The sequence below is a fragment of the Burkholderia sp. BCC0097 genome (assembly GCF_902832985.1).
GTDB lineage: Bacteria > Pseudomonadota > Gammaproteobacteria > Burkholderiales > Burkholderiaceae > Burkholderia > Burkholderia orbicola.
Window position 1 is genome coordinate 1 of record NZ_CADFDM010000013.1, and the last position, 11,835, is coordinate 11,835.

General features: G+C 67.5%; 12 protein-coding genes. 6 read left to right on the forward strand and 6 right to left on the reverse strand.

Translation table 11 applies throughout. The features are described from left to right. Positions 1 to 1,105: electron transfer flavoprotein-ubiquinone oxidoreductase (locus HWX07_RS32930; protein WP_175879168.1), on the forward strand; the 1,105-nt coding region annotated here is incomplete at its 5' end. A 149-nt stretch (positions 1,106 to 1,254) separates the two neighbouring features. Here the strand turns inward: HWX07_RS32930 and aroC are convergent. The 3 genes from aroC to HWX07_RS32945 all read right to left on the reverse strand — a co-directional run bounded on the left by aroC (position 1,255) and on the right by HWX07_RS32945 (position 5,173). After that, a complete protein-coding gene (aroC, locus tag HWX07_RS32935; protein ID WP_175879169.1) occupies positions 1,255 to 2,355 on the reverse strand; it encodes a chorismate synthase in 1,101 nt (366 codons plus the stop codon). A 288-nt stretch (positions 2,356 to 2,643) separates the two neighbouring features. After that, entirely contained in the window at positions 2,644 to 4,578 is a 1,935-nt protein-coding gene (locus HWX07_RS32940) for an MFS transporter (protein ID WP_011545233.1), read from the reverse strand. Positions 4,579 to 4,717: 139 nt separating this feature from the next. Next, a complete protein-coding gene (locus tag HWX07_RS32945; protein WP_006488504.1) occupies positions 4,718 to 5,173 on the reverse strand; it encodes a CBS domain-containing protein in 456 nt (151 codons plus the stop codon). Between the two features lie 157 nt (positions 5,174 to 5,330). On the opposite strand from HWX07_RS32945, the gene HWX07_RS32950 reads away from it, so the two are divergent. After that, on the forward strand, positions 5,331 to 5,648 hold the full coding sequence (locus HWX07_RS32950) for an Mpo1-like protein (RefSeq protein ID WP_006476203.1): 318 nt from the start codon (positions 5,331 to 5,333) through the stop codon (positions 5,646 to 5,648). Between the two features lie 16 nt (positions 5,649 to 5,664). On the opposite strand, the gene HWX07_RS32955 is transcribed toward HWX07_RS32950, so the two are convergent. Further along, complete coding sequence (locus tag HWX07_RS32955; RefSeq protein WP_175879170.1) at positions 5,665 to 6,993, reverse strand: YihY family inner membrane protein; 1,329 nt, start codon at positions 6,991 to 6,993, stop codon at positions 5,665 to 5,667. A gap of 145 nt (positions 6,994 to 7,138) precedes the next feature. Here HWX07_RS32955 and wrbA point away from each other — a divergent pair, with 145 nt between their 5' ends. From wrbA to HWX07_RS32975, 4 genes are read left to right on the forward strand one after another with little or no spacing between them, the layout of a single operon-like run. After that, positions 7,139 to 7,759 (forward strand): NAD(P)H:quinone oxidoreductase, encoded by a 621-nt coding sequence (gene wrbA / locus HWX07_RS32960; protein WP_175879171.1) that lies wholly within the window; start codon positions 7,139 to 7,141, stop codon positions 7,757 to 7,759. Beyond that, positions 7,756 to 8,148 carry a DUF2069 domain-containing protein gene (locus HWX07_RS32965; RefSeq protein ID WP_175879172.1) on the forward strand — a complete coding sequence of 131 codons (393 nt, stop codon included), beginning with the start codon at positions 7,756 to 7,758 and terminating at the stop codon, positions 8,146 to 8,148. The genes wrbA and HWX07_RS32965 overlap by 4 nt, the downstream gene beginning before the upstream one ends. A gap of 18 nt (positions 8,149 to 8,166) precedes the next feature. Then, positions 8,167 to 9,588: an FAD-binding oxidoreductase gene (locus HWX07_RS32970; protein ID WP_124468218.1), complete on the forward strand. Its 1,422-nt coding sequence runs from the start codon at positions 8,167 to 8,169 to the stop codon at positions 9,586 to 9,588. A 25-nt stretch (positions 9,589 to 9,613) separates the two neighbouring features. Then, on the forward strand, positions 9,614 to 10,444 hold the full coding sequence (locus HWX07_RS32975; RefSeq protein WP_175879173.1) for a metallophosphoesterase: 831 nt from the start codon (positions 9,614 to 9,616) through the stop codon (positions 10,442 to 10,444). Between the two features lie 58 nt (positions 10,445 to 10,502). Here the strand turns inward: HWX07_RS32975 and HWX07_RS32980 are convergent, their stop codons facing one another. Both HWX07_RS32980 and HWX07_RS32985 read right to left on the reverse strand, forming a co-directional pair. After that, a complete protein-coding gene (locus HWX07_RS32980; RefSeq protein ID WP_175879174.1) occupies positions 10,503 to 10,655 on the reverse strand; it encodes a hypothetical protein in 153 nt (50 codons plus the stop codon). A 117-nt stretch (positions 10,656 to 10,772) separates the two neighbouring features. After that, positions 10,773 to 11,714, reverse strand: coding sequence for a LysR family transcriptional regulator (locus HWX07_RS32985; RefSeq protein WP_175879175.1), 942 nt, complete (start codon positions 11,712 to 11,714; stop codon positions 10,773 to 10,775). Positions 11,715 to 11,835 lie beyond the last annotated feature (121 nt).

Genomic DNA, 11,835 nt, shown 5'->3' on the forward strand with positions numbered 1-11,835 from the left:
GTACACGCTGTTCGCCGAAGGCTGCCGCGGCCATCTGGGCCGCCAGCTGATCTCGAAGTTCAAGCTCGACGCGAACGCCGATCCGCAGGCGTACGGGATCGGCATCAAGGAACTGTGGGAAATCGATCCGGCCAAGCACAAGCCGGGCCTCGTGATCCACACGGCCGGCTGGCCGCTGAAGTCCGACACGTACGGCGGCTCGTTCCTGTATCACATGGACAACAACCAGGTGGTGGTCGGCTTCGTGGTGGGCCTGGGCTACACGAACCCGTACCTGTCGCCGTTCGAGGAATTCCAGCGCTACAAGACGCATCCGTCGATCCGCGCGTTCCTCGAAGGCGGCAAGCGCGTGTCGTACGGCGCGCGCGCGATCACGGCCGGCGGCCTGCTGTCGCTGCCGAAGACGGTGTTCCCGGGCGGCGCGCTGATCGGCGACGACGCGGGTTTCCTGAACGCATCGCGGATCAAGGGCAGCCACGCGGCGATCAAGACCGGCATGCTGGCCGCCGACGCCGCGTTCGACGCGGTGCAGGCAGGCCGCCAGTCGGACGAGCTCAATGCGTACCCGGATGCGTTCAAGCAATCGTGGCTGTACACGGAGCTGTACCGCGCGCGCAACTTCAAGCAGTGGATGGCCAAGGGCCTGTACCTGGGCACGCTGATGGTGGGGCTCGAGCAGAAGGTGATGGGCGGCAACGTGCCGTGGACGCTGCATCACCAGCATGCGGACCACGAGATGCTGAAGCCGGCGTCGCAGTGCGAGCCGATCGAATACCCGAAGCCGGACGGCAAGTTGACGTTCGACCGGCTGTCGTCGGTGTTCATCTCGAACACGAACCACGAGGAGAACCAGCCGGCGCACCTGACGTTGAAAGATGCGAGCGTGCCGGTGAACGTGAACCTGCGCACGTACGCGGGGCCGGAGGCGCGTTTCTGCCCGGCGGCGGTGTACGAGTTCGTGAAGAACGACGACGGCGGCGAGCGCCTCGTGATCAATGCGCAGAACTGCGTGCACTGCAAGACCTGCGACATCAAGGACCCGACGCAGAACATCGTGTGGGTCACGCCCGAAGGTGGCGGCGGGCCGAATTATCCGAACATGTAAGCTGCCGGAACGCGCCGCGGCGAGCGGCGCGTTTTTTTGAGTCACGGCACACACCGCCGCAAACGAAACGGGGCGCTGCATCACGCAGCGCCCCGCTTGCATTCATCGCTCGACGGCCGAGGCGACGCAGGGCGCCCCGCCCGCCTCTATCAGGTCGCGCTGCCGGCGATCTTCGGCGTGGCCGTCTCCACGTCGCCGCACTGCGCGCGATGGCGCAGCGCATGGTCGATCAGCACCAGCGCGAGCATCGATTCGGCGATCGGCGTCGCGCGAATGCCGACGCACGGATCGTGGCGACCGAAGGTTTCGACCGTCGCCTCGTCGCCGCTCTTCGTGATCGAGCGGCGCGGCGTGCGGATGCTCGACGTCGGCTTGATCGCGATCGACACGGTGATGTCCTGCCCCGTCGAAATCCCGCCGAGCACACCGCCCGCGTGGTTGCCGACGAAGCCGGCCGGCGTCAGTTCGTCGCCATGCACCGAGCCGCGCTGCGCAACGCTGTCGAAGCCCGCGCCGATCTCGACGCCCTTCACCGCGTTGATGCTCATCATCGCCTTCGCGATATCGGCATCGAGCCGGTCGAATACCGGTTCGCCCCAGCCGACCGGCACGCCCGACGCGACGACGTCGATGCGCGCGCCGATCGAATCGCCATCCTTGCGCAGCGCATCCATGTACGCTTCGAGCTCCGGCACGACCGCCGCATTCGGCGAGAAGAACGGGTTCTCGTGCACGTACGACCAGTCGACGAACGGCACGTCGATTTCGCCGAGGCCGCTCATGTAGCCGCGCACCTCGACCCCGAAGCGCTCGCGCAGCCACTTCTTCGCGACCGCACCGGCACCGACGATCGGCGCGGTCAGGCGCGCGGACGAGCGGCCGCCGCCGCGGTAGTCGCGGATGCCGTATTTCTGCCAGTAGGTGTAGTCGGCGTGGCCGGGACGGAACGTCTCGACGATGTTGCCGTAATCCTTGCTGCGCTGGTCGGTGTTGCGGATCAGCAGCGCGATCGGCGTGCCGGTCGTCACGCCTTCGAACACGCCCGACAGGATCTCGACCTCGTCGGCTTCCTGCCGTTGCGTCACGTGCCGCGACGTGCCCGGCTTGCGGCGATCGAGTTCGACCTGGATATCGGCTTCGGTCAGCCCCATCCCCGGCGGGCAGCCGTCGATCACGCAGCCGATCGCGGGACCGTGCGATTCGCCGAAGGTCGTGACAGTGAAAAGCGTGCCGAGGGTATTGCCGGACATGATGGAACCGCCCAAAGAGAAATGGGCAAACCGATGCGCTGCCGGGGCCGCAGGCAGGTCGATCGTTTGCCGGTCGAGAAAAAGAGGTAAACCGCTATTATGCCAGCCGTCCCGGGCGCGCGGGCCGCGTGAACCGTTCAGACCACACGGGCCGGCGCGGATAAGGGCAGAGGCAAGGCGGTGCGGCGATCACAGGCCCTCGGCGTTACGCGCGGGAGCCGCCGAACCGCGGCCCCCATCCCGTCCCGGTGCGCGAATCGATCATTCCGCGCCGGGCCCGGTGCCCGCCTACTTCCGTGCGCCGCGCAGTTCGGTCACCGCCGCCTGCAACGCCTCGGGCGTCGCCACCGAAGCGGGGATCGGCTCGCCGACCGCCAGCGTCAGCCGGCTCATCACGCCGCGCTTGATCGGCCGTGGCATCCGCGCATCGGAATGCCGCGAAAAATAGCTGCCCCACAGCCCGCGCAGCGCCATCGGGATCACCGGCGCCGGCGTGCGGCTCAGGATCTCGGTGATACCGTGGTGGAACGTGTTGATGTCGCCCGTCTTCGTCAGCTTGCCCTCCGGGAAGATGCACACGAGCTCGCCGTCCTTCAGCGCGGCCTCGCAGAGGTCGTACGCACGCGCGAGCATCGCGGGGTCCTCGTGGCGCGGTGCGATCGGGATCGCCTTCGCATGCCGGAATACCCAGCTCGCGAAACGCGTCTTGAAGATCCGGTGATCCATCACGAAACGAATCGGGCGCGGGCTCGCGGCGGCCAGCACCAGCGCATCGACGTAGCTGACGTGATTGCACACGAGCACCGCCGCCCCTTCCGCCGGAATCCGCTCCGCGTGCACGAGGCGAATCCGGTAGAAGGTATGCACGAGCACCCACGCGACGAAGCGCAGCAGGAACTCGGGCACGAGCAGGTAGATATACGTCGCGACCACGACGTTCAATAGCGCGGTGACGAGGAACAGCCCCGGGATGTCGACACCGGCCTTGGTCAGCCCCATCGCCATCACGGCCGACAGGATCATGAACAGCGCGTTCAGGATGTTGTTCGCGGCGATGATCCGGGCGCGGTGCGTCGGCGCGCTGCGGCTCTGGATCAGCGCGTACAGCGGCACGCTGTAGAAGCCGCCGAACATCGCGAGCAGGAACAGGTCGGCGAGGATGCGCCAGTGGCGCGCACCGGCCAGGAATTCGCCGACCGACAGCAGATGGCCGGGCGACGGCAGCGCGTGGCTCGCGAAATACAGCTCGATCGCGAACACGCTGATGCCGATCGAGCCGAGCGGCACGAGGCCGATCTCGACACGCCGCTGCGACAGCCGCTCGCACAGCAGCGAGCCGAGGCCGATGCCGACCGAGAACGTCGCGAGCAGGATCGTGACGACGTCGGGGCTCGCGGACAGCACGTCCTTCGCGAAATTGAAGAACGACGTGAGGAAGGTCGCGCCGACGAACCACAGCCACGAGATGCCGAGCAGGCTCAGGAACACCGTGCGGTTCTGGCGCGCGAGGCCGAGATTGCGCCAGGTTTCGCTGACCGGGTTCCAGTTGATCACGAGGTCGGGCTGCGGCGCGGGTGTCGGCGGCACGCGCTGCGCGACGAGCCGCCCGGCCAGCGCGATGACGACGACGCTTACCGCAAGCACGCGCTCGCCGCTGCCTTCGATGCCGGCCGCCGCGCCGCCGATGATCGTGCCGATCAGGATCGCGATGAACGTGCCCATCTCGACGAGCCCGTTGCCGCCGACCAGCTCATGTTCGCCGAGATGCTGCGGCAGGTACGAATACTTGACGGGCCCGAACAGCGTCGAGTGCATCCCCATCATGAACGTGCACAGATACAGCAGCGTCGCGCTATGCGTGACGAAGCCGGCCGCGCCGACCAGCATCAGCACGATCTCGAACGATTTCACGAAGCGCGTGAGGGTCGCCTTGTCGTATTTGTCGGCGATCTGGCCGGAGGTGGCCGAGAACAGCACGAACGGCAGGATGAAGATCGCGGAAATCAGGAACGCGGCCGTCTTCGCATCGACGCCGGAGAACCGCGCGGTGTGATACGTGACGAGCGACGTGAAGCCGATCTTGAAGACGTTGTCGTTCAGCGCGCCGAGGAACTGGGTCGTGAAGAACGGCGCGAAGCGGCGCTCGCGCAGCAGGTCGAACTGCGATGCGTGGGCGCGACGTTCGTCGCGCCGCCCCGAAGTGGCTTGCGTGTGATCGCTCATGCGGAATACGCGCGCACCGTCTGGGCGATGCTGCGCGGGCCTCGTGTTGTCGTTGGAAAAACGGCGGCGCAGGACATGCCTGCGCCGCCGCGTGCCGGATGGCGGCGCCCATGCATCGACGTGCCGGGCGCGGCGTGATTCACGGCTTGTGCGCTTCGGCTTCCGATTCCGGCCAGTCGCGGATGTACGCCTTCAGCATCCGGTTCTCGAAGCTCTGCGCCTCGACGACCGTCTTCGCGACGTCATAGAACGAAATGACGCCCATCAGCACTTTCTTGTCGAGCACCGGCATGTAGCGTGCGTGACGCTCGAGCATCATCCGGCGCACTTCGTTGACGTCCGTTTCCGGCGTGCACGTGAGCGGCTCGTCCATCACCTTGCGCACCTGCACGTCGCCGATCGCGCCGCCGTTCACGTGCAGGCGCAGGATGATCTCGCGAAACGTCAGCATCCCGACGAGATCGCCGTACTCCATCACGACGAGCGAACCGATGTCGTGTTCGGCCATCGTATCGACCGCTTCGCGCAGCGGCTTATCGGGCGTCACCGTAAACAGCGTGTTGCCCTTCACTTTCAGAATATCGCTGACGCGCATCGTAGTCCCCTCATGCTTGAATGCAAAATCTCTTTCGATCCTATCGGAAAGCCTGTCAAAAGGAAAGCACGGGCCGGCGCGGCGGCCCGCCACCGCTTGCGGACACGGGCCGCCGGCCGCACAATGGCCCCATGAACAGCGGCCCGAGGAGACGGCCATGGCGCATACGCATACGGAGCAATTCGCCAGCTTCGCTGACTTCTACCCGTATTACCTGAACGAGCACCAGAACCTGACGTCGCGGCGGCTGCACTTCATCGGCTCGCTCGGCGTGATCGGCTGCGTCGCGATGGCGGTCGCGACCGGCCACTGGCTGTGGCTGCCGGCGGCGGTCGTCTGCGGCTACGGGTTCGCGTGGGTCGGACACTTCTTCTTCGAGAAGAACCGCCCGGCCACGTTCCGGCACCCGATCTACAGCCTGATGGGCGACTGGGTGATGTTCAAGGACATCTGCACCGGCAAGATCCCGCTGTAGCCGCCCGACCCCGCCTTCAGGCAGGTCGCGGCGGCTGCGCGTGCGCGTCGGCCACGCCCGGCGCCGGTGCGGCGCTGCCGGCCGGCTGCCCGCCCGCGAGCCGGTGCGCGGCGATCAGCGATGCGAGCGTCACGTCGAACCGGTCGTTCGACAGCACGTCGAGCAGCGCGGCCCCGTCGACGTGGCTGCGGCGCCGCTGGAGTTGGTAGGTCAGCTCGGTGCGATCGATCACCAGCACGTCGAACAGTTGCGCGAGCGTCAGCTGCTCCGGGTTCGCGAGCAGAATGTAGCGCGGCGTGGCCTCCCCGCCGCCGTCGAGCCGCGCCACCCATTCCCGCTCCTCCATCGTCGTCAGCAATCGCTGCGCGGTTTCCATGTCGCAGCGCAGCATCGTCGCGAGCCGCAGCGCCGTATAGCCGCGCTTGCCGGCCGCACGCGCTTCGGCGAGCCGCGCGAGGAGCTCGAGCGCGTCGAGCAGGTCGCTGCCCGGATAGTGGATGCGATGGAACTGGCCGACGCGGATCGCCGGCAGCGCCGACGCCACCATCGCACCCAGCAGCGCGATGAACCAGCTCAAATACACCCACAGCAGGAACACCGGCAGCGCCGCGAACGCGCCGTACACGGCCGTATAGGTCGGAATGCGCCGCACGTAGTAGCCGAAGCCGCGCTTCGCGAGCTCGAATGCGATGGCCGCGAACAACCCGCCGATCACCGCGTCGCGCCATGCGACCGTGCAGTTCGGCAGGTACACGTACAGCAGCGTGAACGCGAGCACCGTCAACGGCAGCGATGCGAGCGCGAGCAGCCACTCCACCATCGACGTGGACGGCCCCGCGCCGGTGAACGCGAGCGACTGCGTGAACAGGTACGACGAGATCGACAGGCTCACGCCGAACAGCAAGGGCCCGAGCGTGATCAGCGCCCAGTACGCGAGCACGCGCTGCGCGAACGGCCGCGGCTTGCGTACGCGCCAGATCAGGTTGAACGCCGATTCGATCGTCATCATGGTCATCACCGAGGTGACGACGAGCACGATCAGGCCCGCCGTGGTCAGCCCCTTGGCCTTCGACGCGAACTGGTTCAGGTACTTGAAGATCTGGATGTTGAACTGCGCGGGCATCAGGTGATCCGCGAGGAACCCCTGCAGCGAGATCTGGAACGACGCGAACATCGGGAACGCGGTGAACAGCGCGAACGCGACCGTCAGGAGCGGCACGAGCGCCAGCAGCGTCGTGAAGGTCAGGCTGCCCGCCACTTGCGGGATGCGATCCTCGGCGCTGCGCCGGGCCGCGAACTGCGCGAGGCGCTTGATGGTGTCGAGATCGACGCTCAACTTCGGCAAACGGCTTCTCCTTCTCGATGCTGCGCGCGTCACGGCGCGCCGCCGCCGCGCAGCGCGACGGCTTCAGCCCCTATAATAGCCGCTCGATTCCAGCAGGGGCCGACTGCACCGGGCACGCGCGCGGCCGCACGCGGCTCCGTCGCCCATGAAAGACATCCTCGTCCTCTATTACAGCCGTCACGGCGCCACGCGCGAGCTCGCGCTCGCGATCGCCAACGGCATCGACAGCGTGCCGGGCATGCAGGCCCGCATCCGCACCGTGCCGCCCGTGTCGGCCGTCTGCGAAGCCACCGCCCCCGACATCCCGGCCGACGGCCCGCCCTACGCGGAACTGCGCGACCTCGAGGAATGCGCGGGCCTCGCGCTCGGCTCGCCGACCCGCTTCGGCAACATGGCCGCACCGCTCAAGTATTTCCTCGACGGCACGACGCCGCAATGGCTGTCGGGCGCGCTCACCGGCAAGCCGGCGAGCGTGTTCACGTCGACGGGCAGCCTGCACGGCGGCCAGGAGTCGACGCTGCTGTCGATGATGCTGCCGCTGCTGCATCACGGGATGATGATCGTCGGAATCCCGTACACCGAATCCGCCCTGAGCACGACGCGTACCGGCGGCACGCCGTACGGCGCGTCGCACGTCGCGCAGCACGACCGCTCGACGCCCGCCGGGCTGTCGGCGGACGAGAAGGCGCTCGCAGCCGCGCTCGGCGTACGGCTCGCACGCGCCGCCGCGGCCCTCGCCAGCGCCCAGGCCGCCGAGGCTGCATGAACGCCCCCGCCCGCCCCGCCGCCGCGGCCCGGCCGCGCTACGCGCTGGCCGCCGCCGCGTGTCTCGTCGCGCTGATCGCGCTGTCGCTCGCGTGGGAGCTGTGGCTCGCGCCGCTGCGCCCCGGCGGCTCCGCGTTGATGCTCAAAGCCGTGCCGCTCGCGCTCGCGCTGCCCGGCGTCTGGCGGCGTAACATCTATACGATGCAGTGGGCGAGCATGCTGATCCTGGTCTATCTCGCCGAAGGCATCGTGCGCGGCATGTCCGATCGCGGGCTGCCCGCGACGCTCGGCTGGTGCGAGACCGCGCTTGCCGTCGGCTTCTTCGTGGCGGCGCTGGCTTACGTCGCGCCGTTCAAGCGCGCGGCGAAAAAACTGCGCGCCACGTCCTGACCCTTACGCGACAAGGTGATGATGTCCTCCGAAGCTTTCGTTTCCGCGTGCCGCGACGCGATCGGCGCCGACCACGTGCTGACCGATCCGCACGATACCGAGCCGTTCCTGACCGACTGGCGCCGCCGCTACAAGGGCGCGGCGTGTGCGGTGCTGAGGCCCGCGAACACGGCGGAAGTCGCCGCGCTCGTGAAGCTCGCCAACGCGCACGGCGTCGCGCTCGTGCCGCAGGGCGGCAACACGGGCCTCGCCGGCGGCGCGACGCCCGATGCGAGCGGCAGCCAGGCCGTGCTGAGCCTGGCGCGCCTGAACCGCGTGCGCGCGCTCGATCCGCACAACAACACGATCACCGTCGAAGCCGGCGTGATCCTCGCCGACGTGCAGGCGCGCGCTCGCGAAGGCGGCCGGCTGTTCGCGCTGAGCCTCGCGGCGGAAGGCAGCTGCACGATCGGCGGCAACCTGTCGACCAATGCGGGCGGCACCGCGGTGCTACGCTACGGCAACGCGCGCGAGCTGTGCCTCGGGCTCGAAGTCGTGACGCCGCAGGGCGAGATCTGGGACGGGCTGCGCGGACTGCGCAAGGACAACACGGGCTACGATCTGCGCGACCTGTTCATCGGCGCCGAAGGCACGCTCGGGATCATCACCGCGGCCGTGATGAAGCTGCATCCGCTGCCGGCCGCGCAGGTCACGGCGCTGGCCGCGCTCGAATCGCCGCACGCGGCGCTCGATTTCCTCGCGCTCGCGCAGCGCGCGGCCGGACCGCTGCTGACCGGCTTCGAGCTGATGTCGGATTTCTGCATGCAGCTGGTCGGCAAGCACTATCCGCAACTGCGCTACCCATTCGCGCAGACGCATGCGCAAACGGTGCTGCTGGAGCTGTCCGACAACGAAAGCGAAGCGCACGCGCGCGCGCTGTTCGAGAAGCTGATGGAAGACGCGTTCGAGGCCGGGCTCGTGGTCGACGCGGTGGTCGCGGAGAACCTCGCGCAGTCGCGCGCGTTCTGGGACCTGCGCGAGCACATCCCGCTCGCGCAGGCCGACGAAGGGCTCAACATCAAGCACGACATCGCGGTGCCGATCTCGTCGATCGCACGCTTCATCGACGAGACCGACGCGGCGATCCAGCAGGCCGCGCCGGGCGCGCGGATGGTCACGTTCGGCCACCTCGGCGACGGCAACCTGCACTACAACGTGCAGACGCCCGAAGGCGGCGATCCGAAGGCGTTCCTCGCGGAATTCCAGAAGCCGATCAACCGGATCGTCTACGACAACGTGCACCGCCATCACGGCACGATCAGCGCGGAGCACGGCATCGGCCAACTGAAGATCGACGACGCGCAACGCTACAAGTCGCCGGTCGAAACCACGCTGATGCGCACGCTGAAGACCGCGCTCGACCCGCGCGGCCTGATGAATCCCGGCAAGGTCCTGCGCTGACGCCGCCTACTCAGGAGCCAAGCCCGTGAAAGTCCGCGTCCTGTCCGACCTGCATCTCGAAAACAACCTGCCCGACGCGATCCCGCATGCCGACGCGGATCTCGTCGTGCTGGCCGGCGACATCCACAATCACGCGGAAGGCCTGCGCTGGGCCGCCGAGACATTCGACCCGGCGGTGCCGGTGATCTACGTGCCGGGCAATCACGAGTACTACGACGGAGAATTCGGCGCGCTGGAGACGGCGATGCGCGACGCGGCGCATGCGCTCGACAACGTGCATTACCTGAACAACGGCGTCTACGTCGATCCCGCCCAACGCTTCCGCGTGCTGGGCACGACGCTCTGGGCGGATTTTTCGCTGTTCGGCGGGGACGAAGCCAGCGTCGCGCGCACGATCGACGCCGCGCTGCGCGTGATGCTCGATTTCAAGGGACTGATCCAGGTGACGTGGCCGCACGATGCGGCGCTGCATGCGGCAGCGGGCGCGCCGGAACGGGATTTCGCGCCGGCCGACGCCATTGCGCTCCATCTGCAAGGCCGTGCATGGCTGGAAACGCAGCTGGCGGTGCCGTTCGCGGGCAAGACGATCGTCGTCACCCATCATGCGCCGCACCGGCGCTCGCTGGCGGAACGCTATGCGGACGATCTGGCGTCGGCGGGGTTCGTCACGGACATGGCGGAACTGGTGCGACCGCCGGTGGATCTGTGGCTGCACGGCCACACGCATACGTCATTCGACTACGTGGCGGACGGCGGCACGCGCGTGGTGTGCAATCCGCGCGGCTACCTTCACCGGCGCACCGGCGAATGGGAAAACCCCGCGTTCGCGTGGGACAAGGTCGTCGAGCTCGGCTGAGCGCCGGCCCGGGCGGCCGCGTGGCGCGGCCTTGCCCGTCTGAAACGTGACGGCGGGATCAGCGGCCGGGGCGGCGCGGCTCGCGCACGCGGACCGGCACGGGCTTCATCTGCGCCCTCGCCTTCATCGCACGCAGCAGGTCGCGGGTCGCCGCCGCGGCGGCAGCCGCGCCCAGCAGGACGCCAAGGCCGATCATCAGGTGCGTATCCATCGCTACTCCGGTGTGGTGTATCTCGTTAATTCCAACAGTATCAAACTGTCTGACACACGTTCGTAAAAAAATGTTGCGTGAAGGACAAATCTCGTCAGATGGCGGCCGACCGCGCGGTCATGTCGCACGCGTGAACTGTTCGAGCGCCGCTTCGTCCGCTTCGAGCGTCAGCGGCAGCTCTTCGCGCAGGAAATCGACCCAGGTCCGGATTTTCGCGTCGAGGTACTGGCGCGATGGATACAGCGCATAGATGTTCATCACGTGCGACCGGTACTCGGGCATCACGCGCACGATGTGCCCGCTGCGCAGCCAGCCGATCGCCGAATAGAGCGGCAGCCCGCCGATCCCCATCCCCTCCCGCACGGCCACCGCGAGCGCCTCCGCGACGTTCACGCGGAACGGCGGCGCCGTGATCGGCACGACCTCGTCGCCGTTCGGCCCCGCCAGCGCCCATTCGTCGAAGTGAAAGCCCGGCGCGACCATCCCGAGGCACACGTGCTGCGCGAGATCGGCCGGCCGCTGCGGCACGCCGTGCGACTCGACATAGCCGGGCGACGCGCACACGACGCTGTAGCTCTCGCCGAGCCGCTGCGACACGAGCCCCGAATCCGGCAGATCGCGGCCGACGACGATCGCGACGTCGTACCCCTCGTCGAGCAGGTCGGGCATCCGCTGCGCGAGCGTCAGCTCGACGTGCACGTCCGGATAGCGCTCGCGATAGCGCGCGATCGCCGGCACCAGATAGTGCTGGCCGAGGCTCGTGAAGCAATGGACCTTCAGCTTGCCGGACGGACGCGCGTGCGCGTCCCCCGCCTCGGCTTCGGCCTGGTCGACGTAAGCGAGGATCTGTTCGCAGCGCTGCAGATAGCGCTCGCCGGCTTCGGTCAGCGCGATCCGGCGCGTCGTGCGGTTCAGGAGACGCGTGCGCAGATGGGCCTCGAGATCCGAGACCGCGCGCGAAGCGTAGGCGGTGGTCGAATTCATCTGCTGGGCGGCCGCGGTAAAGCTTCCCGCGTCCACCACGCGGACGAATACCCGCATGTTTTGTAACGTATCCATCCGATTACCCGTTTGAATCCGGAGGGATTGTTGCACAGGGTCCAACAAATATTATCTCAGGATTCGTAAAAATGACTTGCACCGTTGTCCGTTTATTCAGGAATCGCCGAAAAATATAATC

Coding starts and splice junctions, on each gene's coding strand:
- HWX07_RS32980 (WP_175879174.1), bottom strand. CDS start 10,655: ATGGATACGCACCTGATGATCGGCCTTGGCGTCCTGCTGGGCGCGGCT.
- HWX07_RS32950 (WP_006476203.1), top strand. CDS start 5,331: ATGGCGCATACGCATACGGAGCAATTCGCCAGCTTCGCTGACTTCTAC.
- HWX07_RS32985 (WP_175879175.1), bottom strand. CDS start 11,714: ATGGATACGTTACAAAACATGCGGGTATTCGTCCGCGTGGTGGACGCG.
- aroC (WP_175879169.1), bottom strand. CDS start 2,355: ATGTCCGGCAATACCCTCGGCACGCTTTTCACTGTCACGACCTTCGGC.
- HWX07_RS32940 (WP_011545233.1), bottom strand. CDS start 4,578: ATGAGCGATCACACGCAAGCCACTTCGGGGCGGCGCGACGAACGTCGC.
- HWX07_RS32965 (WP_175879172.1), top strand. CDS start 7,756: ATGAACGCCCCCGCCCGCCCCGCCGCCGCGGCCCGGCCGCGCTACGCG.
- HWX07_RS32970 (WP_124468218.1), top strand. CDS start 8,167: ATGATGTCCTCCGAAGCTTTCGTTTCCGCGTGCCGCGACGCGATCGGC.
- HWX07_RS32945 (WP_006488504.1), bottom strand. CDS start 5,173: ATGCGCGTCAGCGATATTCTGAAAGTGAAGGGCAACACGCTGTTTACG.
- wrbA (WP_175879171.1), top strand. CDS start 7,139: ATGAAAGACATCCTCGTCCTCTATTACAGCCGTCACGGCGCCACGCGC.